The sequence below is a fragment of the Pseudohongiella acticola genome (genome assembly GCF_001758195.1).
GTDB classification, from domain to species: domain Bacteria; phylum Pseudomonadota; class Gammaproteobacteria; order Pseudomonadales; family Pseudohongiellaceae; genus Pseudohongiella; species Pseudohongiella acticola.
In genome coordinates this window covers 2,259,301-2,281,140 of sequence record NZ_MASR01000001.1, presented here as the reverse complement: position 1 = coordinate 2,281,140, position 21,840 = coordinate 2,259,301, and the positions used below count along the sequence as shown (strand labels likewise).

The 21,840-nt window shown below is 55.6% G+C and carries 18 protein-coding genes; 8 read left to right on the top strand and 10 right to left on the bottom strand.

What is annotated here, in order from left to right:
* Positions 1-28 precede the first annotated feature (28 nt).
* Complete coding sequence (locus PHACT_RS09715; RefSeq protein ID WP_070117434.1) at positions 29-1,231, bottom strand: HD-GYP domain-containing protein; 1,203 nt, start codon at positions 1,229-1,231, stop codon at positions 29-31.
* A 141-nt stretch (positions 1,232-1,372) separates the two neighbouring features.
* On the opposite strand from PHACT_RS09715, the gene PHACT_RS09710 reads away from it, so the two are divergent.
* The gene (locus PHACT_RS09710; RefSeq protein WP_083264490.1) at positions 1,373-2,323 is read left to right on the top strand and encodes a DMT family transporter; all 951 of its coding nucleotides are present in this window, start codon (positions 1,373-1,375) and stop codon (positions 2,321-2,323) included.
* On the opposite strand, the gene PHACT_RS09705 is transcribed toward PHACT_RS09710, so the two are convergent.
* The 3 genes from PHACT_RS09705 to PHACT_RS09695 all read right to left on the bottom strand — a co-directional run bounded on the left by PHACT_RS09705 (position 2,306) and on the right by PHACT_RS09695 (position 7,614).
* A complete protein-coding gene (locus tag PHACT_RS09705; protein ID WP_245730674.1) occupies positions 2,306-5,491 on the bottom strand; it encodes an error-prone DNA polymerase in 3,186 nt (1,061 codons plus the stop codon). The genes PHACT_RS09710 and PHACT_RS09705 overlap by 18 nt on opposite strands.
* Before the next feature lie 107 nt (positions 5,492-5,598).
* A complete protein-coding gene (locus PHACT_RS09700) occupies positions 5,599-6,465 on the bottom strand; it encodes a hypothetical protein (RefSeq protein WP_070117423.1) in 867 nt (288 codons plus the stop codon).
* A 105-nt stretch (positions 6,466-6,570) separates the two neighbouring features.
* Positions 6,571-7,614, bottom strand: a complete 1,044-nt coding sequence (locus PHACT_RS09695) for a hypothetical protein (protein WP_139141495.1) — start codon at positions 7,612-7,614, stop codon at positions 6,571-6,573.
* A gap of 291 nt (positions 7,615-7,905) precedes the next feature.
* On the opposite strand from PHACT_RS09695, the gene PHACT_RS09690 reads away from it, so the two are divergent.
* Positions 7,906-8,913 carry an LLM class flavin-dependent oxidoreductase gene (locus PHACT_RS09690; RefSeq protein ID WP_070117413.1) on the top strand — a complete coding sequence of 336 codons (1,008 nt, stop codon included), beginning with the start codon at positions 7,906-7,908 and terminating at the stop codon, positions 8,911-8,913.
* Between the two features lie 6 nt (positions 8,914-8,919).
* Here PHACT_RS09690 and ovoA read toward each other — a convergent pair whose 3' ends face one another.
* Positions 8,920-11,322, bottom strand: coding sequence for a 5-histidylcysteine sulfoxide synthase (ovoA, locus tag PHACT_RS09685; RefSeq protein ID WP_083264489.1), 2,403 nt, complete (start codon positions 11,320-11,322; stop codon positions 8,920-8,922).
* Between the two features lie 119 nt (positions 11,323-11,441).
* Here ovoA and PHACT_RS09680 point away from each other — a divergent pair, with 119 nt between their 5' ends.
* Positions 11,442-12,593: a methionine aminotransferase gene (locus tag PHACT_RS09680; RefSeq protein ID WP_083264488.1), complete on the top strand. Its 1,152-nt coding sequence runs from the start codon at positions 11,442-11,444 to the stop codon at positions 12,591-12,593.
* Between the two features lie 45 nt (positions 12,594-12,638).
* On the top strand, positions 12,639-13,733 hold the full coding sequence (gene queG, locus PHACT_RS09675) for a tRNA epoxyqueuosine(34) reductase QueG (protein WP_070117407.1): 1,095 nt from the start codon (positions 12,639-12,641) through the stop codon (positions 13,731-13,733).
* On the opposite strand, the gene orn is transcribed toward queG, so the two are convergent.
* On the bottom strand, positions 13,723-14,274 hold the full coding sequence (gene orn / locus PHACT_RS09670; RefSeq protein ID WP_070117403.1) for an oligoribonuclease: 552 nt from the start codon (positions 14,272-14,274) through the stop codon (positions 13,723-13,725). The genes queG and orn overlap by 11 nt on opposite strands.
* A gap of 126 nt (positions 14,275-14,400) precedes the next feature.
* Between orn and rsgA the strand changes: the two genes are divergently transcribed.
* Positions 14,401-15,489, top strand: a complete 1,089-nt coding sequence (gene rsgA, locus PHACT_RS09665) for a small ribosomal subunit biogenesis GTPase RsgA (RefSeq protein WP_070117397.1) — start codon at positions 14,401-14,403, stop codon at positions 15,487-15,489.
* 23 nt (positions 15,490-15,512) lie between these two features.
* Here rsgA and motB read toward each other — a convergent pair whose 3' ends face one another.
* The gene (motB, locus tag PHACT_RS09660; protein WP_070117392.1) at positions 15,513-16,457 is read right to left on the bottom strand and encodes a flagellar motor protein MotB; all 945 of its coding nucleotides are present in this window, start codon (positions 16,455-16,457) and stop codon (positions 15,513-15,515) included.
* 34 nt (positions 16,458-16,491) lie between these two features.
* Complete coding sequence (motA, locus tag PHACT_RS09655) at positions 16,492-17,343, bottom strand: flagellar motor stator protein MotA (protein WP_070118277.1); 852 nt, start codon at positions 17,341-17,343, stop codon at positions 16,492-16,494.
* 191 nt (positions 17,344-17,534) lie between these two features.
* Here motA and asd point away from each other — a divergent pair, with 191 nt between their 5' ends.
* On the top strand, positions 17,535-18,410 hold the full coding sequence (gene asd / locus PHACT_RS09650; protein ID WP_070117389.1) for an archaetidylserine decarboxylase: 876 nt from the start codon (positions 17,535-17,537) through the stop codon (positions 18,408-18,410).
* Positions 18,411-18,546: 136 nt separating this feature from the next.
* Positions 18,547-18,861, top strand: a complete 315-nt coding sequence (gene ppnP / locus PHACT_RS09645; protein WP_070117386.1) for a pyrimidine/purine nucleoside phosphorylase — start codon at positions 18,547-18,549, stop codon at positions 18,859-18,861.
* Positions 18,862-18,905: 44 nt separating this feature from the next.
* Here ppnP and ilvA read toward each other — a convergent pair whose 3' ends face one another.
* The gene (ilvA, locus tag PHACT_RS09640; protein WP_083264486.1) at positions 18,906-20,495 is read right to left on the bottom strand and encodes a threonine ammonia-lyase, biosynthetic; all 1,590 of its coding nucleotides are present in this window, start codon (positions 20,493-20,495) and stop codon (positions 18,906-18,908) included.
* 47 nt (positions 20,496-20,542) lie between these two features.
* On the opposite strand from ilvA, the gene rpiA reads away from it, so the two are divergent.
* Complete coding sequence (rpiA, locus tag PHACT_RS09635) at positions 20,543-21,214, top strand: ribose-5-phosphate isomerase RpiA (RefSeq protein ID WP_070117382.1); 672 nt, start codon at positions 20,543-20,545, stop codon at positions 21,212-21,214.
* Between the two features lie 185 nt (positions 21,215-21,399).
* Here the strand turns inward: rpiA and PHACT_RS09630 are convergent, their stop codons facing one another.
* On the bottom strand, positions 21,400-21,609 hold the full coding sequence (locus PHACT_RS09630) for a cold-shock protein (protein WP_070117378.1): 210 nt from the start codon (positions 21,607-21,609) through the stop codon (positions 21,400-21,402).
* Between the last annotated feature and the right edge of the window lie 231 nt (positions 21,610-21,840).

Sequence of the window (21,840 nt, the reverse complement as noted above, 5' to 3'; positions counted from 1 at the left end):
ACATACAGCAATGACAACCAAAACCCTGTCAAAGCGCTGACTGCCACAGATCTTCCATGTAGGGGAAGTTCCAGTTTTCAAAATGCTCACGCGCTTCAATGACATCCTCCAGCCCAGGCAGGGCCATATCAACAACGGCTTGCGGCAACGGCATTTTGGATCGTATAGAAAAAAATACTTTAACCTTCGGTTTCAACATTGATTTTTCGTTTTGCTCAACAACCACTGCAAGACGCTGACTCTTGAGACGCACCAGTGATCCGATCGGGTAGATACCAACAACCTTGACAAAGGCCTGCAGCAAAGCCGGATCAAAATGACCTTTCCATTGCGCCATCCTCTGCAAAGACTCTGCCGGACCCCAGCCTTTTTTGTAGGGCCGGTTAGACGTAATTGCATCATATACATCACAGATGGCACCCATGCGGGCAAAAATGCTGATCTCTTCACTTTTTAATCCATGAGGGTAACCACTGCCATCACATTTTTCGTGATGATGCAGGCAGACATCAATAACCATTGCTGAAATGTCGCCCGCACGAAGTAAAATATCCTGACCTTTTTCCGGATGCGACTTGATAACGATAAACTCCTCGTCAGTCAGCTTACCGGGTTTGTTAAGAATTTTATCTGGCACCGCCATCTTGCCAACGTCATGCAGTAAGCCTGCACAACCGGCATCGCGCACTTGCTCTTCGGTCATTTTCAGCGCTCGTGCCAGCGCCACCATCATGGCGCATACGGCTACCGAATGCATGTACGTATAATTGTCCGAGGTTTTTAATCGTGCCAGCGTAATCAGCGCCAGTGGGTGCCGGTTTACCGACTCGGTGACCTCGTCAACCATGGCCCGGGCATCTGCCATGGAAACGGTGTTGCCCATGCGCGCTTCAGCAAACATTGTCATCACCGCTTGCCTGGAACGATCACACAGTTTGCGGGCGCGATTGAGTTCGTTATGGAAACTGAGCGCTGCAGTTTTGGCTTCCGGTGGCAGGGTAGCGACAGAGGCGGGTGCTTCGGGCTCACGGGCGGTCTGAGCAGGCGCCTGCCTGCTTTTACTCAGATCAATGCTGATCTCGGCAATACCGGAACCATTGATTTTGACCAGGTCAGCAGGGTCTTCCAGCAGGAAACTGGATTTCCAGAATGGATGACTGAGCCAGGATCCATGCATCTCATGGATGAACATGCCCAGTTGCAACTGCTTGACGGGTATTTTTTTAATCATGCTTGTACTGTCACGACATTCATACTAAAGAGTCCGATTCGGGTAGGCATGATAGCGGGTCACGATACGCTACGATAGTGTTAGAATGCCTGCCATAAGCTTATCGTCGCTCACCCACTGCCACGTCTTTATTTTAAAATCATGCCAGCAATCCCACCCGCCGATGAAAAAGCCACCATGCAGGCCTGGATACAGATTCATGCCTGCGTTGTATTATGGGGCTTTACGGCCATTCTCGGCAAACTCATCACTCTGCAGGCGCTGCCGCTGGTGTTATGGCGCATGGGACTGGTTGCCCTGAGCCTGTTTTTGCTGCCCATGATCTGGCGCACAGTACTGTCGCTCAAACCATCACTGTTGCTGGTGTATGCTGCCATCGGCATGCTGGTTGCGCTGCACTGGCTTACCTTCTATGGCGCCATCAAACTCTCCAATGCGTCGGTGGCAGTCACCTGTATTGCCACCGTGCCTGTGTTTCTGTCACTGGTGGAGCCAGTGCTGGCCGGGCGACGCTTCCAGCTCAAGGAACTATTGCTGGGACTGATGGTACTGCCTGGCATCGTGCTGGTGGTTGGCGGCACACCACAGAGCATGAACACCGGCATCATCATGGGCATTGTTTCTGCCATGTTCGTGGCGCTGTTTGCCGCTTTGAACAAACGCTTTATCCTGCGCGCCGATCCCTTGAGTGTCACCGCCATCGAAATGGCGTCCGGCTGCGCCTTGCTGGTGGTGATCGGACTGATCGCTGCTTCACTCAACGAAGCTGGCAATGTGGCGGGTATTCTGGACACCAGCACCTCCATTTTTGCTGTTCCTCAGGGTAACGACCTGCTGTGGCTGGCGGTACTGGCCTTTGGTTGTACCCTGTTGCCTTTTGCGTTGTCGCTGATGGCATTACGTCATCTGTCTGCCTATGCCAGCGCTCTCGCCGTCAATCTTGAACCCATTTACGCCATCATCCTGGCGGCGCTGTTGCTGGGTGAGCAGCAGGAACTGAGTGTGCGTTTTTATCTGGGTGCTGCCATTATCATCGCCGTGGTACTGGTCTATCCCTGGCTGATGCGCTCACCGTCACGCAAAGTCGCGTGACGGCACCTGCATTTCGCCCAACCAGTCACTGAGATCAACCACCGTACGCGCGACAACGTGAATGACACCATCACTCTGCTGCAGGTAGCCGGCCACGCCCAGCAACCTGGCCTCATGCACCGGGCGATAGAAGCGCTGCAATAACTGCGGCCACACCACCACATTGATGAAACCACTTTCGTCTTCCAGCGTAAGAAAAGTCACGCCCGATGCAGTCTGAGGGCGCTGCCGACAGGTCACCAGGCCTGCGGTCTTGATTGCCCGCCGATCGGACAGGGCAGACAGTTCATCGGCCCTGACCACACCATACGCACTCAGGTGCTGTCGCCACAGCGCCAGCGGGTGTCGCCGCAGACTGAGCCCGGTCTGATTATAGTCCGCTACAATATCCTGCGCCTCATTGGGGCGGGGCAACATCAGATCCAGATTATCTGCTGAACGCCGGTAATGCTCACCGAGAACGGCAAACAATGGTGGCAGTTCCTCCACGGCACTGGCATCCCAGAACGCCCGGTAGCGATCAGTAGCCAGACTTTTCAGGGCATCGCCGGCTGCCAGGGCATCACGATCAGATTGTGACAGTCGGGCACGTCGCACCAGATCGGCAATGCTGTTGAATGCAGCCACTGCTCTGGCCTGCAGGATGGCGTTGGCACCGTTGTCCGACAAACCTTTTAACAGACGCAAACCCAGCCTCAAGCTGAACTGGTGCGCTGCCCCGGCCAGAGCCACCGGCTCCAGAGTGCAGTCCTGCTCGCTAAACTGCACATCTACTGGCAGCACCTGACCGCCATGACGCTGAAAATCCTGCACCAGTTGCGATGGCCCATAGAATCCCATCGGCTGACTGTTGAGCAGGGCACACACAAACGCAGCCGGATGGTGACACTTAAGCCAGGCTGAGACATAGGCAAGCAGGGCAAAACTGGCAGAGTGGGATTCGGGAAAACCATAGTCACCGAAACCTTTTATCTGTTGATATATCTGCTGTGCAAAGGTTTCTTCATAACCGCGGGCAAGCATGCCCTGAATCAGTTTGTCCCGGAACGGTTCCAACCCGCCTTTACGCTTCCAGGCTGCCATCGCACGACGTAACTGGTCGGCTTCGCCTCCGCTGAAACCGGCGGCAACCATGGCGATCTGCATCACCTGCTCCTGGAAAATCGGTACGCCCAGCGTTCTTGCCAGCACCCCGCGCACGTCTTCACTGGGATAGCTGACCTGTTCCAGGCCCTGCCTTCGTGCCAGATAGGGGTGCACCATGTCGCCCTGAATGGGGCCGGGTCTGACAATGGCAATCTGGATAACCAGATCATAATAACTGCGCGGACGCAGGCGGGGCAGCATGCTCATCTGTGCCCGCGATTCAATCTGGAACAACCCTACTGTATCTGCCTGACAGATCATGTCGTAGGTCTGCGCGTCCTCTGCCGGCACCTGCGCCAGCGTCAACGGCTGACCGCTTGTGTGACCAACCAGATCCAGCGCCTTGCGTATGGCCGTCAACATGCCCAGCGCCAGCACATCCACTTTCAACAGACCCAGCGTCTCCAGATCATCCTTTTCCCACTGGATAACCGTGCGCCCGGCCATGCTGGCATTTTCCACCGGCACCAGTTGCGCGAGCGGGCCTTCGCTGATCACAAAACCACCGACATGTTGCGACAGGTGGCGCGGAAAACCGATGATCTGTTGCACCAGGTACACCAGCCGCTTGAACAGGGGAGCAGGCAGAGGCACCGGCTCCAGCCAGACCGGTTCACCGTCACTGTCCATGCGCAGGATATCCAGCAGAAAATCAATTTGCGCGGCCGACAACCCCAATGCCTTGCCAACATCACGGATGGCACTACGGCGCCGGTAGCAGATGACGGTTGCGGCGAGGGCGGCACGATGCCGGCCGTATTTCTGATAGATGTACTGAATGACTTCTTCACGGCGTTCGTGCTCAAAATCGACATCAATATCGGGTGGTTCATCACGCTCTTTGGACAGAAATCGCTCAAACAACAGACTCAGTCTGTCGGGATCAACGGCGGTGATTCCCAGGCAATAACAGACCGCAGAGTTGGCGGCCGAACCGCGCCCCTGGCACAGGATATTGCGGCTGCGGGCGAACACCACGATGTCGTGTACCGTCAGGAAAAAATGTTCATAGCCAAGCTCGGCGATCAGGCTAAGCTCCCGTTCAACCAGTGTACTTACCTTAGCCGGCACACCGGCGGGCCAGCGCTGCTTCATGCCTGTGTGTGTCAGATGCCGCAACCAGCTTTGCGGCGTTTCCCGCGCTGGCACCAGTTCTCTGGGATATTCGTAACGCAGTTCAGACAGTGAAAAATGGCACTGTTCAGCGACACGCAGGGTTTCCTGCAACAGCGGGGCCGGAAACAACCGCGCCAGCGTCTGCCGGGTGCGCAAACACTGCTGGGCATTGGCGGGCAGGGCAAACGCCAGCTCGGATACCGGTGTGCCTAACCGTATTGCGGTCAGCGTATCGCGCAGTGGTCGCCGCCGCGGATGGTGCATTTGCACGCCGCCACTGGCACACAGGGGCAAACCGGTATCCGCTGCCAGTGCCTGCAACGCAGCCAGTTTGGCCCGATCATCGGCGTCCAGAAACAACTGGGCACTGATCCACAGCCGATCCGGAAAACGCCCGGCCAGCCAGCGCAAATCCGTGGCAAAGGCATCAATGCACGGCTGCCCTGCTGACACCACAGACTGACTCCAGCAGGTGTGCGCCGGGGGTATCCACAGCGCCAGACAGTCGTCATTTTCAAAGCGCTCCAGCATGGCCCGTGTCAGCAGGTATTCACCTTTGTCAGCGCCACGACGTGCGTCACTGATCAAGGTACACAACTGACCGTAACCACGCCGGCTGCGCGCCAACAGCACCAGATGCAATCCGTCCTGGCAGTGCAGTTCAGTGCCAATCAGTAATTTGAAGTTGGCAGCCACTTCGCCCGCAGACTTTAAGGCAGAGTAGGCGCGTACAATGCCCGCGACAGAGCACTCATCCGTGATGGCCAGTGCCCGGTAACCCAGCTCCAGGGCCCGATTGACCAGCTCTTCGGGAAAAGAAGCGCCACGCAGAAAAGAGAAATTGCTCAGACAATGCAGCTCGGCATAGTCTGGTGACATCTCGGCAGGAGGGGTTATTGCGCGCATAAAAAACACCGACAAAACGGCTGTATATTTATACAGTATTTTGTCGGTGTTTTAAATGCCTGAAAAACGCAACATCAAGAAAACGTAGTCAAGGCAGATAGTTTTTCTTAGTTTATCGGTGTAATACCATCGCCTATCGGATCACCCGGTGCACGCAGGTCGCCGAATAACAGCTCTTCCACGAACTCGACACACTTGTATTCCAGCAACTGCATGTTCTCGTCCTGATGACGGTACAGGTGCATGTTGATGGTCCAGGGGCGCTCGTAGACATTGGGGTCGTTTACAGTCGCCTGATACGCAATGGTATTGCGATCAAGCATGGTATAACGCTCCTGCACGTGCATTTCCCAACCACTATGGTAGTTACCGGAGCGGTCAAACCAGGTATCGGGCATCTGACCGGTCACATCGATGACCAGGGTGTCACCATCCCAGCTACCGTTGTTGTGACCCATCCAGCTGTCGACCTGTGCTTCCAGCTCCGGGCGATCCATGTACACAATGCGATCCGCGCCAGCGAACTGGTAGGAAATCAGGGTGGCATCAGGGGCCTGGAAAATCTGGAATGGGTACGGCTGATAGGTGGCACGCGGCACACCCGGCAGATAACATTTGGTTGCCGGATCACGTTCCAGCCAGTTGGCCTGGTTTTCTTCTTTGGCATCACGCATGCCAGGCTTGTAGGGCAGCATACCGCCTTCCACCACACCCAGACCGGGCGGTACCGCCAGATGAGCACCGGCCTGCAACGCAGACAACTGGCCGTGACGCGCCTCATGCGGCTCCAGATCCCAGTACGCGGTGTTCATCGATTGCCAGATACCACTGAAGTTGGGCTTGCCATCAGGCGTGCGGGGAATCTCGGTGCGCGACGCGTTCTGCGCCTGTGAAACATCCTGAGTCACCCAGAACGCGCTGACCGCAGCGGCGGTCGCCGCTACTGCAAAAAATGTCTTTAATTGTGTTTTCATGAACTACCTTGTTTTTGTCGATTACCGGAACAGGTCAGCCAGGTGGTGCAACGACGCTGGCTGGCCCGCGGCATAATTGGTTAAAGGTCTATTCCCGTAACAGGATCACTGCCCCAGGCGCATGGCCCGGTTGTTCTCGTGATCCCAGGTGCCGTCTTCCACACGCTGACCCCGCAGAATATTGATCATGCCGTAATTGCCCTCATGGCAGGCATACTCAAACATCTCGCCATCGGCGCGGAACATGGGCACAACACCGGTGATCTTGTCTTCGAAGGCTTTGGGATCTTCCACGGTGAATTCATACTCAACAACGCCGTCAGCAGCGCGGGTAAACTTCTCTGTCAACGTTTTGTTGGAGCTGATACCGGTACCACGGAAAGTCTGGCTCTTGCTGTTGAAATTGCGGGTCTCCACCACCAGGGTGTCACCTTCCCAGTAACCGCGCGAGTCACCGGTCCACTGTGTGATGTTTTCCGACACATGATCACGGCCATCCATCGGTACGATACGTGCCTCATGGATCATTTCGTTAAGAATCACAAAATGGTCTTCGGTCTGGAACAACTGCACATTGTTGTTGTACATGCTGGGCATGAACGGCGGCACCGAGTTGAAACCCAACAGGCAGCGTTCGGACAGGCCACGGTCTTCCGGGCCGTCTTTGGCGATACCGCCGACAACAACACGCACTGGGCGCTCACCATTGTAGTCCGGACCCAGGCCACCAAACGCCACCGGGGCACCTTCAACGCGGGCTGGCATACGGCCATCCTCCGGATAGGTCAGGATGGAGGTTCTCAGGTTCACGTCCTGTGGATTGCCTTCGACCCAGAACTGGTTGTAACCACCCACGCCACCCTGGGATGAATTGCCATCGGTGGCGGCTGCGGCTGCGGCGGCGCGCTCATCACGGGCAATTACTTCTTCGGTCGTGTAAAACTGACGGTCGCCGTAATCGCGCGGACGCTCCAGCGGGGTGTTGGAACTGAAGTTCCATACGCCGCGAAGGTCGGGTGTACCCCATTCAGTGCGAGGGGCTTCGTAATCGTCACCGTTGTCAGCAGCCTGCGTGGTAATAGCCGTCAGGGCCAGGGAACCGGCCACTAGAGCTGCTATTGCTGCTGATAAAATAGTCTGTTTTTTCACGTTTATCTCCTCAGAGAGCTTGATTTCAACTTGTTCCTCAGCATTCCCTGCGGTAACAAATCTCCAGAAAATCGGGTAATAGATGCACAAATTATGGACTTGGCAGAGTAATCCAGCCCCCACCAATATTCAAGCCTGCCGCAAGCCATACCCGATATAAAGACGGTTTTGGACGTCAGACTGCTGACAGTAACTCGATGCTGTGCCGTGGTCCTTCATGCGCAGTGTTATACCCCGGGACCCCGGGCATGTTAAATTGCCAGCGAAATTTTATCCTTATCTGGAGACTCCATGATCCCGTATTCCCTGCTTGATCTGGCACCGGTGGTGCTGGGCAGCACCCCACGCCAGGCATTGCTGAATTCACGCAGTCTGGCACAGACGGCAGAAACCAGCGGTTACCAGCGCTTCTGGCTGGCCGAGCATCACAACATGACCGGCATAGCCAGTGCCGCCACTGCCGTGGCTATCGGCTACGTTGCAGAAGGCACAGAACGCATTCGGGTCGGGTCTGGTGGCATCATGCTGCCCAATCATGCGCCATTAATGGTGGCAGAGCAGTTCGGCACGCTGGCATCATTGTATCCGGACCGCATCGATCTGGGGCTGGGCCGTGCACCGGGCACGGACTCACTGACTATGCAGGCATTGCGGCGTTATCAGGACAGCGTTGACCAGTTTCCGCGTGATGTGCAGGAGCTGCAGGGATACTTTCAGCCGGCTGCTCCCGGTCAGGCGGTGCAGGCCGTGCCCGGAGCGGGCCTGAAAGTACCATTGTGGCTGCTCGGTTCCAGCCTGTTCAGCGCCCAGTTGGCTGCGGCGCTGGGTCTGCCGTTTGCGTTTGCGTCCCACTTTGCGCCCGATCACCTGATGCAGGCGCTGGACCTCTACCGCGCACGCTTCCGCCCCTCCGAGCAACTTGAATCACCGTACTGCATGGCGGCAGTGCCCATGTATGCCGCGTCCAGCCGGGACGAAGCGCGCCTGCTGATGAGTTCCACCCAGCAACAGTTTATTGCACTGCGGCGAGGCACACCGGGGCCGTTAAAACCGCCGCTGGAGAATATCGAAACACACTTTTCTGCTGCCGAACTGGCGGGCGCCGCCCACGCGCTGAGCGAAGCCATTGTTGGCGATATGGCGGACGTTAAAAAGGGTATAGGCAACTTTATTGATCGCACCGGCGTTGATGAAATCATGTTCAGCGCGCATATCTTTGATCACCAGAAACGTCTGACCAGTGTTGGTATTGCTGGCCAGGCCTGCCAGGCACTCAGTGGACGGACCACCAGTGCCTGACACCGGTCAACGTTGAGTCGGTAGCTTGCGCCATACAGAGACCTGACTGACAATGTATTCGTACTTGCGGCGATGTTCGCGAATCATGAACGGCAGGTCCTGATGGTGTACCAGCTCATAACCCGGCAACAGTTCGCCGAGCCTGACCAACGCCTCTTCACTGTCAGCGCCATCAACAAAGGCGTCTACCGGCGTATATTGTTCCATCCAGGTATTGGGTGAAGACAGTACCAGAATGCCACCGTCACGTAGCAGCGCATCGGGTCCGGTGAACTGCTGTAAACAGGCTGCCGGATCAGGCAACCGGCACAACAGGTTGCTCATCAGCACGGCATCAAAACGTTCACCCTGCTTGTTGCCTGCGCCAATGCCAGCGGCTGCAAGCCGGGTCGCGTCACCCTGAATAAATGTTACCCGCGAGCGATCAATGGCGTCAGGCACACGCGCCACCATGGGCGTGGTGTGACGGCCACTTTCCAGCCGGGAGTAAGCCAGACTGCCCTGGCGCTGCATGATATCGGCAGCATCAATAAATGCCTGACTATAATCCAGGCCCAGCACACGATTAAAACGTCGCGCCAGTTCAAAACTCGCGCGACCGGTGGCACAGCCCAGATCCAGAACCGATTCATAGGCGTGGGCAAAGTCTCCCACCAGTTCCGCCATCGTTTCCATAAACATGCGGGTATCCGGATGGCCAACGCTGGCCTTGATTTCTGTGTCGCCTTGCTCCGTTCGTGAGCCCCAGTGAAATAACATGTATTGGTCAACCAGCGCACTGGTTTCATAACGTTTGCCGCCGTCCTGACGAGGCGTGTTGTCTTCGCCCTGGATCAGGCGAAAGCCTGCATGCTGGAAAAAGTGTGGACGAAAATGAAAGCGTGCCCAGATACTGGCCTCATCACCGGTGCTGATAAATGAACCACCCATGATCATCTGGTGCTCGCCGTCAAAACAGGGCGAGCTGAAATCGACATAGTAAGGATGTATGGCAAATTCCGGCAGCGGATGAAAGGTGTCTTCACTCCATTGCCAGACGTTGCCCAGCACATCATGGAAACCCTTGTTGTTGGCCGCAAATTTTTCCACCGAGCCTTCACTGCCATAGTGCAGATTATGGTTGATCGTGCGGCTGCCCGGCGCCATCGACTGCCGGTCATGCATGACCGGGTCGCGGCTGATCAGTTCGTCTGCTTCGGCCTGTCCCTGTCGCGCCGACAGCCATTCATCGTCATGTAGCGCCAGGTGTTCTTTTTCACTGGCCAACCGATAAGGTGAATTGACGCCGTCACGGGCGGAGCGCCAGGCACAATACGCTTTGGCCTCGTAATAGTTGACAATGGCCGGCCAGTCCCACTGCATGGGTTCAACATTAAAAAGTGTCCGCAATTTGTATTGATGCGACCCCACCGGACCATCCTGCACCCAGAACGATGGCCAGCGCGTGTTCCGGAACCGGCGCCAGGCCCAGCCCTGTTCGCTCCAGTATTTTTCCTCGAGGTAAGCACCTGAACTGACAAATTCATAGAACTCACCGTTGCTGATCAGGCGTTGACTGGCACGAAAAGGCAACACGGCCCGGGTGTCAGTACCATACTCATTGTCCCAGCCGAAGGTAGGCCAATCTCTGGGTTTGCCGACACTGACGGTTTGGCCTGCCACGTCGAGCATCGGGTTTTCGGCCGGGTAATGCAGCCCGGCCACCGGCCGGGTGAAACCTGCCGGCGGATTTTTGGCCAGCGGTAAATCCGGCCATTGCTGCGGCGCGCGCAGGTACTTCAGCGGCAGTTCCCGCATCAATACACTGGATGTTTCCAGATGGATACGTTCATGTTCGAAACACATGACCAATGCCCAGCCGGGGCTGTCCATGGTAATTGGTCTGTCGAATTCCGGCGCCGTGCTGATCAGCTGACGTACGGTCTGATAGACCTGACGCCGATATTCTTGTGCTTCCGCAACTGTCGGCCAGATTTCCTGCTCACCATCATGCAGGTCGTCCCAGCTCATTTCGTCGACACCGGTTTCAAACAGAATCTCAAAGTGCGGATTCAGGGGTTTTTCGATCAAACCTGCCACCAGCAACTTGTTGATGTAAAACGTTACCGGGTGCACATAATAAAAAATAAGCGGGTGCCGGGTCTTGTGGTATGGCCTGACAAAATAGGCTTCTTCACTGACCAGCGCCGAGAACAGGGTTTCGGTCAGCTTCCAGGTATTTTCAAAATAATCCAGCAACGCCTGCCGGCCAGCGGTGATATCCAGGCCAGGCAGGCTGATGGCTCGCTGACCCTGCCAGCGTGGCTCATGCTGCGGACCCGGGCCCTGAGCACCCGGTTTTCTGGCTTGCGTCGACGACGGGGTGACGACTTTTGTGTCGGCATCTGAGTCAGCTAAGGCTCGGGTCATTAGCGGGTATCCTGTGTTCTGTTCGAAGTCTGTACCGGGTACAATTTTTATCTGCTTTTCGGGTTCGGCAGCAGATCGTGTAGACTCTGCCAAAACTCGCTTCTGGAGAGGTTACCACTTTGCGCAGCAAACTCCCTCAGGTCGGCACCACCATTTTCACGGTCATGACGAAAATGGCACAGGCCAATAATGCCATCAACCTGTCTCAGGGTTTCCCTGATTTTGACTGTCCGGCAGCGCTGCGAGAGCGCGTTTCATTCTACCTGAATGATCGTCGCAACCAGTATGCGGCCATGACCGGAGTAGATGAGCTGCGCGAACAGATAGCCATCAAAGTTGACGATCTATACGGCTGTCGTGTGAATCCAGATCAGGAAATAACGGTGACGTCCGGTGCCACCGAGGCTCTGTTTGATGCCATTCAGGCCACTGTCGGCGACGGCGATGAAGTCATCATGTTCGATCCCGCCTACGATTCCTACGATCCGGCGGTCAGGCTGGCCGGTGCGGTACCCGTGCATATTCCCATGCTGCCTCCGGTCGCCGGCAAGAGCTGGGCCATCGACTGGACTCAGGTCGCCGATCGGCTCAATGACCGCACCCGGCTGATCATCATTAATTCCCCGCACAACCCCACAGGCTCGATATTGACACGGCAGGATCTCGACACCCTGGCCGGACTGATTCGCGATCGTGACCTCTGGGTGCTGTCGGACGAAGTGTACGAACATATGGTATTCGAAGGCGAACGCCATGAAAGCGTACTGTGTCATGCCGAACTAAAGGAAAAGAGTTTTGCCGTATTCTCCTTCGGCAAGACCTACCATGCCACCGGCTGGAAAGCCGCCTACTGCGTCGCGCCCCCGGCGCTGACAGCAGAGTTCCGCAAAGTGCACCAGTTTGTCACCTTCACGTCGACCAGTTTTATTCAGTATGCTATCGCCGACTTCATGCGCGACTGTCCCGAGCATCATCTGCAGTTGCCTGATTTTTACCAGCAGAAACGCGATACTTTTGGGCGTCTGATCGCAGATTCGCGTTTTGCCTTCACGCCATCGACCGGCACCTATTTCCAGTGTGTGGATTACAGCGCGATCAGCGACCTGCCCGACATGGAGTTTGTCCGTTGGTTATGTGAGGACAAGGGCGTGGCCGCCATTCCGCTGTCTCCCTTTTATGCGCAAAACCCCGACAGCCGCATCATTCGTTTCTGTTTCTGTAAAGATGACAGCACGCTGGAGGCCGCCGCCAAGGTGCTGCGCGCACTCTAAGGTTGTGGCATTTTACGTCATGACAACCCGACCAGAGCCAACCCGATGACAGCTGACACTCACACCTTGCCGCCGGATCAGGCGTCAGCGCTGCTTCCCAGGATTCGGGAGCTGGCGTTAGCGCTGGGCTTTCAGCAACTGGCTGTCACCGACATCGACCTGAGCGCTTACCGGCCCCACCTTGATGCCTGGCTGGCGCGCAATTTTCATGGCGATATGGACTACATGTCACATCACCGGGATTTGCGTCTGCATCCCGAATCTCTGCACCCCGGCACCATTCGTGTACTCAGTGTTCGCATGGATTATAGCCTGAGTGCGGAGCAATCACTTACTCCACTTAAAAACAGGGAGCGCGCGTACATCTCACGCTATGCCCGCGGACGCGACTACCACAAACTGATTCGAAAACGTCTTCAGAAGCTGGCGGACGGTATCACTGAGCTTGCCGGCCCCATGGGTTACCGGGCATTTGTCGACAGCGCGCCGGTGCTGGAACGTGCGCTGGCGGAAAAAGCAGGGCTGGGCTGGATCGGCAAAAACACCATGCTGTTGAACAAAAAGGCCGGCTCCTGGTTTTTCCTCGGCGAGCTGTTTACCGACTTGCCTTTGCCCATCGATGCACCGGTCACCGGCCACTGCGGCTCATGCACTGCCTGCCTCGACATCTGCCCGACACAGGCCTTTGTTGGACCCAACCAATTGGACGCGAGGCGCTGCATTTCCTATCTCACGATTGAGCTGAAAGGCAGCATTCCCGAGCCATTGCGTGCTGCCATTGGCAATCGTGTGTTTGGCTGTGATGATTGCCAGCTGATCTGCCCGTGGAATAAATTCAGTCAGCTCACGTCGGAAACCGATTTTGCGCCCCGTCATGGCCTCGACAATACCGATCTCAGTGACCTGTTTATGTGGAGCGAAGAAACGTTTTTGCGCAACACCGAAGGCTCAGCGATTCGCCGTACCGGTTATGAAGGCTGGTTGCGTAATCTGGCCGTTGGTCTGGGCAATGCGCCCAGCACCATTCCAGTGCTGAATGCATTGCAAAGCCGACAGCATCACCCGTCTGCGCTGGTGCGCGAACATGTGGCGTGGGCCTTGCGCCAGCATGCGCTCAGAGCAGACGCGACTAAAGCTTGAAGAAGTGTTTGCGGTAATACTGCAGTTCGGCAACCGAGTCACGGATGTCATCCAGAGCCTGATGGCTACTGTTCTTGTTGAATCCCGCCGGTAACTCCGGGCGCCAACGCCGTGCCAGCTCCTTGACGGTGCTGACATCCAGATTACGGTAGTGGAAAAACGCCTCCAGCGTGGGCATGTATTTGACCAGAAAACGCCGGTCCTGATGCACACTGTTGCCACACATGGGTGAGCTGCCGGTTTCAGCATAGTCGCGCAGGAAATCCAGCGTCTGCTGCTCGGCATCGGCATCGTCTGACGAACTCGCGCGCACCCGGGCTACCAGGCCGGAATCGCCATGGGTGCGCTGATTCCACTCATCCATGCCCGCCAGTACCGAGTCTGACTGGTGCACCGCAACCACCGGGCCCTCGGCCAGGATATTCAGATCAGCATCGGTGATTATCGTGGCTATTTCGATAACCCGGTCAGTGTCAGGCTCCAGACCAGTCATTTCCATATCAATCCAGATCAGGGTTTTGCTTTTATCAACAACAGGCATGATTATTTGTCCAGGTTGGGTCTATCGCGGCGTGGCCGCCGAAACATGGGCAGCCGAATTTAAAGATGGCTTTATTTTAGCCCAGCGGGGTCTCACAGGACAGCCATTGTAATAGAATGCCGGATCATGGCCAAACGACGACTGAACCAACAGCAATTGCGGCGCATCAGCAGCCAGCAGACAGCCCGTGGCAAACGCGGTGACGAACCCGTGGCCGATGCGGGCATTGATGAGTCCAGCCTGGGCCCGGAACAGGAAGGGCTGATAGTCTGTCATTACGGCCAGCAACTGGACGTGGAATCATTAAGCCCGGACACCCGCGGACAACTCTTTCGCTGTCACCAGCGCAGCAATCTGCCACCACTGGTGACCGGTGACCGGATCATCTGGCAGTCGGAAGGCGACAGTACCGGAAACAGCACCGGCATTATCGTGGCCCTGCTACCGCGCCATTCAGCGATGAGCCGGCCCAATGCCCGTGGCGAGCAGCGCAGTATCGCTGCCAATATTGATCGCGTCGTGGTGGTGTTCGCGCCAGTGCCCGAGCCGTTTGGCAATCTGCTTGACCGCTATCTGGTGGCCATTGAGCACCTGCGTCTGAAACCCTTGCTGCTACTCAACAAATGCGATCTGATGCCCGCAGAAACCAGTCAAGACGCCGACGATGCCGCGGCATTAAAAGTATCGGACCTGTTGAAACTGTATGCCGGTATTGGTTACGACACCCTGCGCGTGTCCTGCCATCAGCCCGATAGTATTGATGCCCTGCGTGAGTTACTCAGTGGCGAAACCGCCGTATTTGTCGGGCAATCCGGGGTCGGCAAGTCGTCATTGATCAACACCCTGCGTGGCATCGACGATGACGACAATGACGCCGGTGCCGCCGATGTCGGCGGCCTGTCCAAAGGCCGTGCCATTGGCCGCGAAAAAGGCACTCACACCACGACCGCCACCCGGCTCTACCACCTGCCAGGCAGTGGCGATCTGGTAGACTCACCGGGTATTCGTGAGTTTGGCTTGTGGCACATTGAGGCAGAACAGCTGATGTATGGCTTTGTTGAGTTTCGCCCATATATCGGTCAGTGCCGCTTCCGTGATTGCCGGCATCAACAGGAGCCGGGCTGCGCGCTGCTGGCGGCGGTCAAACAGGGAAAAATAAAGGCTTCACGTCTGAGCAGTTATCATCATATCCTGCAGGAGCTGGACAGAAACTGAAGCCTGGGCGCGAACCGGGGCTATCAGAAAATCTCTGGCAGGTCTGACGGCAGCACTTCATCCGGCGGCGCACCACCATCCAGTTCAGAGTCACGTGTCCCCTCCAGGATCCGTTGCTGCGCCAACTGGTTCAGCACCATGATGACAATACGACGGTTGGCGGCATCAGTGGGGGCGTCGGGCAACAGCGGTAACGAAGACCCCATGCCGATGATCTGTGCAAATTGACTATAGTCCAGACCGCCTTCCACCAGTGCCCGGCGCGCGGCGTTGGCACGATCGGCAGACAATTCCCAATTACTGTATTGAGCAAGATCGTTGCCAAACGGAACGCTGTCGGTGTGACCATAAATACTGATTTTGTTGGGGATGTCTTCCAGAACATTGGCCATGGCCCACAATACTTCCAGCGCATAAGGCTGCATCTGATCAGAACCTGAGTTGAACAACGGGCGATTCTCCCGGTCAATGATCTGAATGCTCAGACCCTCTTCGGTGACTTCCATACTCACGCTGTCGGAGAACCACTCAAACTCCTGGTTGCCGCCGATTACTTCTTCCATCTGACCCTGCAGGCTTTGCAGCAATTGGGTTTCGCGCAGTCGAGCAAGTTCAATATATTCAAAGGATTCAAGCTCTTCGCTTGCTTCCACTGCCTGCTCCTGGTCTTCCTGCACCAGCGCCAGACTCAAACCCTGATTAGGCAGCGTCAGCGGCCGCCCTTCCAGATTCAGTACGTAGGGTGTGCCGCCGTCCCCATCACTGGCCAGACTACGTGGATCGGAGAAATAACCGGCAATCACCATTTTCTCAAGCTCGGTGGTGCTTTCGATCAGCCACAGCACCAGAAAGAACGCCATCAGCGCCAGCGCAAAGTCAGCAAAGGCAATTTTCCACGAACCACCGTGATGGCCGCCGGCCACCTTTTTGACGCGTTTAATGACAATGGTCTGTTCTGCTTTTTCCACAACGATTATCTTCCGCGATTAGATTCAGTGCCGCTTAGCGGCTACGGATGTGTTCGTCCAGTTCAGAGAAGGAGGGACGATCTCCGGAGTACAGTGTCTTGCGAGCAAACTCGACGGCCAGTTGCGGCGGCAAGCCATTAGACGTCGCCACGATGGCGGCTTTGATACATTCAAACATCTTGATTTCTTCTTCGGCAACTTCCGCCAGACGATTGCTCATCGGCCCGATAAAACCATAAGCGGCAAAAATACCAACAAAGGTACCAATCAAGGCCGCCGCCACACTCTGACCCAATGCCTCGGGCGGACCGCCCAGCTTCTGCATGGTAATAACAATACCCAGAACCGCGGCCACAATACCAAAGCCGGGCAGACCATCGGCAACCCGGTGCACTGCATGTGAGGGTTCACTGAGTTCGTGCAACTGGGTTTCAATTTCAGACTCAATCATGGCCTCAATTTCGTGCGGAGCCATGTTGCTGGTGGTCATGATGCGCAGGTTGTCAGTCAGAAACTCAATAATGCGTTTGTCCTTGAGCAGTGCCGGATAGCGGGTAAACAGGCCGCTTTCCGCTGGCACTTCAATGTCGCCTTCAATTGACATCATGCCTTCGCGCCGCGCCTTGTTGAAAATATCAAAGAGTAGTCCCAGCAGGTCGAGATACAATTTTTCGTTGGTGGCCGATCCAAATATCGCGCGCGGCAGGCGTTTACCGGTTTCCTTGACCAGATGCATGCTGTTGGAGATCAGGAAAGCACCAAAGGCGGCACCAAAAATAATAATGAATTCTGAGGGTTGCCACAACACAGCAAGAATACCACCGTGCATGACATAGCCGCCGGCGACGCTCAGTGTCACAACAACAAAACCGATAATAAACAACATGACCTGCGAAACCTCCAACGGGATAAATTGCGCCGCTTCTTTTACATCGGACAAAATCGGGAAATCATTAGCTCAACGGGCATTAATACGCCAAACTTGTACCCTTGCACCGGCTTGATTAAGCTGACGCCTGACCTACTTGATGGACGAACATGTCAGCCCGCGCAGGCGGCTGCACGAACAGGATTTTCATGACCGACTCACTTTTTATTCTGCTTCAGTATCTGGCACCACAGCACCTGCTTTCGCGACTGGCGGGTAAACTGGCAGATTGCCAGTGGCCGGCGGTCAAGGCGCCGTTTATACGCTGGTTTATCGGCCGCTACAAGGTCGACATGAGCCAGGCTCAGGAACCCGACCCGTCAGCCTATGCCAGTTTTAATGCATTCTTCACCCGGGCCCTCCGAGCCGACGCTCGGCCCATTGCAGGGGATGACACCAGTGTCGTCAGTCCCGTCGATGGTATTGTCAGCCAGTTGGGGCCAGTGCGGGAAGGCCTGTTGTTACAGGCCAAAGGTCGGCGCTTCAGCCTGCAGGCCCTGCTCGGTGGCGATGCCGACCTGGCAGCAGAGTTTGACGAAGGCTGTTTTGCCACCATTTATCTGTCACCCAGTCACTATCATCGAATTCATATGCCCTTACCGGGCGTACTGCGGGAAATGACCTATGTGCCGGGCAAACTGTTCTCGGTAAACCAGCTGACGGCGCAGCGGGTGGACAGTCTGTTTGCCCGCAATGAACGCCTGGTCTGCATTTTTGACACTGACTGCGGTCCGATGGCATTGATTCTGGTTGGCGCCATGATCGTAGGCAGTGTTGATACAGTCTGGGCCGGCCAGGTCTGCCCTGCACGGCATGGCCTGCACAAAACCGACTACCGGCTGCAACGACCGGCTGTGCAGATCGCCCGGGGCGAAGAGATGGGCCGGTTCAAACTTGGCTCTACTGTCATCGCCGTCTTTGCCGAGAACCGCGTTGAACTCAATGCGGCACTGGCAGCAGGCAGCGACATCAATATGGGCAGTATGCTTGGCACCGCCATTGCCAGATCAGCCCCCCACGACTGAAGCACAGGCTGGTCGAACGCCAACGAACCCGCTAAAATCGCCCGCCCGGACGGTCGTTCAAACCCGGTCTGTATCGCGACTGAAAACCCGGCACACCGGCTTCGCCGAGAAGCAATCAATCTGATGAGAGCTGATTATGAACAAATTTGAAAATGTAACGGTCGTCAAAGCCGCCAATATTTATTTCGACGGCAAGGTCACCAGCCGGGTTGTCGAATTCGATAACGGTGACGTCAAGACTCTGGGCATCATGATGCCGGGCGAATACCGTTTTGGTACCGAGAAAAAGGAAATCATGGAAATTCTGTCCGGCCAGGTGGAAATTCTGCTGCCCGGCGAAGACCTGTGGCGCAAGATTGCTGGCGGCGATACGTTTGAAGTGCCGGCCGACTCAGCCTTCGACATCAAGGTGATGACGGTAACCGACTACTGCTGCTCCTATATCGGCTGATCACCGACAGCAATGTCCGCGCTGCCGTTTTGTTGCCAGCCCGTCTAGGCCTGACTCCCCAGGAAAGTCTGGTAGGCAAGGTTTCGGGTTTCTTCCTGAAACTGGTAAGGAATCTTGCGAACAAAGTCATCAAAGGCAGTGGCATCTTCCGGCGCCACCTGCAATCCGACCAGCACACGTCCGTAGGCGGCGCCGTGGTTACGATAGTGGAACATGGAGATGTTCCACTGTTCACCCAGCAGATCCAGAAAGGTCAGCAGGGCGCCTGGTCGTTGCGGAAACTCAAAACGGAAAACCCGTTCGTTCAATGCCTTGTCGCTACGCCCACCCACCATGTGCCGGATATGCAGCTTGGCGGCTTCGTTGTCGGTCATGTCATGTACGTCAAAACCTTTGTTACGCAATGCTCTAGCCAATTTGTCACGACCGGTAATCGGGTCATCGATTTCAATGCCAACAAAAATCTGCGCGGCGGTGGCGTCCCCGTATCGGTAATTGAACTCAGTCACGCTGCGTTTGCCCAGTACCCGGGCAAAGCGGCGAAAACTGCCCGGCTTTTCGTCCAGAGTAACCGCAAACACCGCTTCCCGGCTCTCGCCCAGCTCCGCGCGTTCGGAAATATGGCGCAGCCGGTCAAAGTTAACGTTGGCGCCGGTCACCAGTGCCATCAGGCTCATTCCCTGAAGTGACTGCTCACGTACTGCTTTTTTAAGGCCTGCAACCGCGACCGCGCCAGCAGGTTCTGTGACCGCGCGCGTGTCATCAAAAATATCCTTGATGGCAGCACAAATTTCATCCGTGGTCACCGTTACTACTTCGTCAACACAGTGCCGGAGAATCTTGTAGGTTTCTTTGCCCACCTGATTGACCGCGACGCCATCGGCAAACAGACCGACCTGTGACAACTTTACCCGCCGACCGGCCTCCAACGCCGCTTTCAGACAGGCGGAGTCTTCCGCCTCGACCGCAATCAGCCGAATCTCCGGTCGAATATATTTAATATAGGCCGCCATGCCTGCCATCAGACCGCCGCCGCCGACGGGGACAAAAATGGCGTCGAGCGGACCACTGTGTTGCCGGACAATCTCCAGGCCTACGGTACCCTGACCGGCAATGACATCACGATCATCAAAGGCGTGAACAAAGGTATAGGATTTTTCTGCCACCAGTTTCATGGCGAACTCGGCAGCTTCGTTATAAGTATCCCCGTGCAGAATCACCTTGCCCCCGCGCGCACGAACGCCGTCTATCTTGATGGCCGGCGTGGTCACCGGCATGACAATGATGGTCTTGATACCCAGTGTCGTGCCCGCCAGCGCCACACCCTGGGCATGATTGCCGGCACTGGCAGCGATCACGCCACGTTTGGCCGCTTCCGGCGATAGCCGGGACATTTTGTTGTAGGCACCACGGAGCTTGAAACTGAAAACGGGCTGCAGATCTTCGCGCTTGAGCCAGACATCATTGCCCAGGCGCCGGCTCAGGGAGGCAGCTTTATGGATCGGACTCTCGATGGCAACATCGTAGACACGTGCCGAGAGAATATCTTTTACGTACTTGTCCATGTCTGCGGCCTTGTTCCGGGTCCTCTCAGGTGGCAATAAAAGGGGACGGAGGATATTATGGCGAATCATAATATCCTTCGTCCCCTTTTATTGCCAGCAAAGCACAGGAAATCAGCATGGACCAGAATGAACTCAAAAAAGCGGTCGCAAAAGCAGCCGCAGACTACGTAAAAAGTCGTCTGGATGAGCGCACTGTGGTCGGCGTTGGCACCGGTTCCACGGCTAATTTTTTTATTGAATACCTGGGCGAATTCAAACACGACATTCAGGCGACGGTCGCCAGCTCGGAAGAAACCGCGAGGCGTCTTAAGGCGCTCGGCATAGCTGTCATCGACCTGAACTCGGCGCCGGAAATCAGTGTTTATGTCGATGGTGCTGACGAAACCAACGAACATCTGCATCTGATCAAAGGCGGCGGCGGTGCCCTGACACGGGAAAAAATCATCGCGGCAGTTGCCAAAGAATTTGTCTGCATTGCTGACGACAGCAAGCTGGTTGATGTGCTGGGCCATTTTCCGCTGCCGGTGGAAGTCATACCGATGGCTCGCAGTCACGTGGGGCGCGAGATTGTAAAACTGGGAGGCGATCCGGTTTACCGGGAAGGGTTTGTCACTGACAATGGCAACATTATCATCGATATTCACAACATGAGTATCGTCGACCCCAGAAAACTGGAGCAACAGCTGAATCAGATAACCGGGGTAGTGACTAATGGGTTGTTTGCCATGCGGCCTGCGGACAAACTGATTCTGGGCGGAAAAGACGGTCTCAAAACCATGAGCCGGTAGTGTTTTCACCCAGGCCGACGGCTGAATACAATACGCCGGTCGTAAACGCGCCCGGCTCGATTCGTACGACGCCGTGCGTATGAGGAGAAAGAGAAATTCTCCCAGCTATTCTAAACAGCCAGGATATTAAATGATGCTGGGCGAATAAAAAAACGCAGGGGTTTTACGCCCTGCGTTTTCGTATTTTACAGAGGATTTACGTTCTCTGCCTGAGGCCCTTTCTGGCCTTGAGTTACTTCCATAGTAACTTTCTGGCCTTCGTGCAGCGTCTTCCTTCCAGTACCGTTAATGGCACTAAAATGGACGAATACGTCCTTTCCACCTTCCTGCTCAATGAAACCGAAACCTTTCTCGTCATTGAACCACTTAACGGTACCTTCTACTTGCTGTGACATATTGCTCTCTTGCTATTTCCAAGGGACTGACCAGAAAACGTTTCCAGCGGATCCCGAATTTATTAACACAGTTGACAAATGTGACAACTGCTGGATTCGACACTGAACCCTAAAAGCAGTGTACCGCTATATTTTGTCGCTGGGAATACAGTTATTAACGAAAAACGACGAAATATCCGCTTTTTCAATAAAATTATCGTTAAAAGTGTGATGCCCGTCTCATAAATTCGC

Bases quoted from the DNA above. Each gene is read 5' to 3' on its own strand.
- PHACT_RS09715 (WP_070117434.1), bottom strand. From the start codon at position 1,231: ATGATTAAAAAAATACCCGTCAAGCAGTTGCAACTGGGCATGTTCATC.
- PHACT_RS09710 (WP_083264490.1), top strand. From the start codon at position 1,373: ATGCCAGCAATCCCACCCGCCGATGAAAAAGCCACCATGCAGGCCTGG.
- PHACT_RS09705 (WP_245730674.1), bottom strand. From the start codon at position 5,491: ATGCGCGCAATAACCCCTCCTGCCGAGATGTCACCAGACTATGCCGAG.
- PHACT_RS09700 (WP_070117423.1), bottom strand. From the start codon at position 6,465: ATGAAAACACAATTAAAGACATTTTTTGCAGTAGCGGCGACCGCCGCT.
- PHACT_RS09690 (WP_070117413.1), top strand. From the start codon at position 7,906: ATGATCCCGTATTCCCTGCTTGATCTGGCACCGGTGGTGCTGGGCAGC.
- ovoA (WP_083264489.1), bottom strand. From the start codon at position 11,322: ATGACCCGAGCCTTAGCTGACTCAGATGCCGACACAAAAGTCGTCACC.
- queG (WP_070117407.1), top strand. From the start codon at position 12,639: ATGACAGCTGACACTCACACCTTGCCGCCGGATCAGGCGTCAGCGCTG.
- orn (WP_070117403.1), bottom strand. From the start codon at position 14,274: ATGCCTGTTGTTGATAAAAGCAAAACCCTGATCTGGATTGATATGGAA.
- rsgA (WP_070117397.1), top strand. From the start codon at position 14,401: ATGGCCAAACGACGACTGAACCAACAGCAATTGCGGCGCATCAGCAGC.
- motA (WP_070118277.1), bottom strand. From the start codon at position 17,343: ATGTTGTTTATTATCGGTTTTGTTGTTGTGACACTGAGCGTCGCCGGC.
- asd (WP_070117389.1), top strand. From the start codon at position 17,535: ATGACCGACTCACTTTTTATTCTGCTTCAGTATCTGGCACCACAGCAC.
- ppnP (WP_070117386.1), top strand. From the start codon at position 18,547: ATGAACAAATTTGAAAATGTAACGGTCGTCAAAGCCGCCAATATTTAT.
- ilvA (WP_083264486.1), bottom strand. From the start codon at position 20,495: ATGATTCGCCATAATATCCTCCGTCCCCTTTTATTGCCACCTGAGAGG.
- rpiA (WP_070117382.1), top strand. From the start codon at position 20,543: ATGGACCAGAATGAACTCAAAAAAGCGGTCGCAAAAGCAGCCGCAGAC.
- PHACT_RS09630 (WP_070117378.1), bottom strand. From the start codon at position 21,609: ATGTCACAGCAAGTAGAAGGTACCGTTAAGTGGTTCAATGACGAGAAA.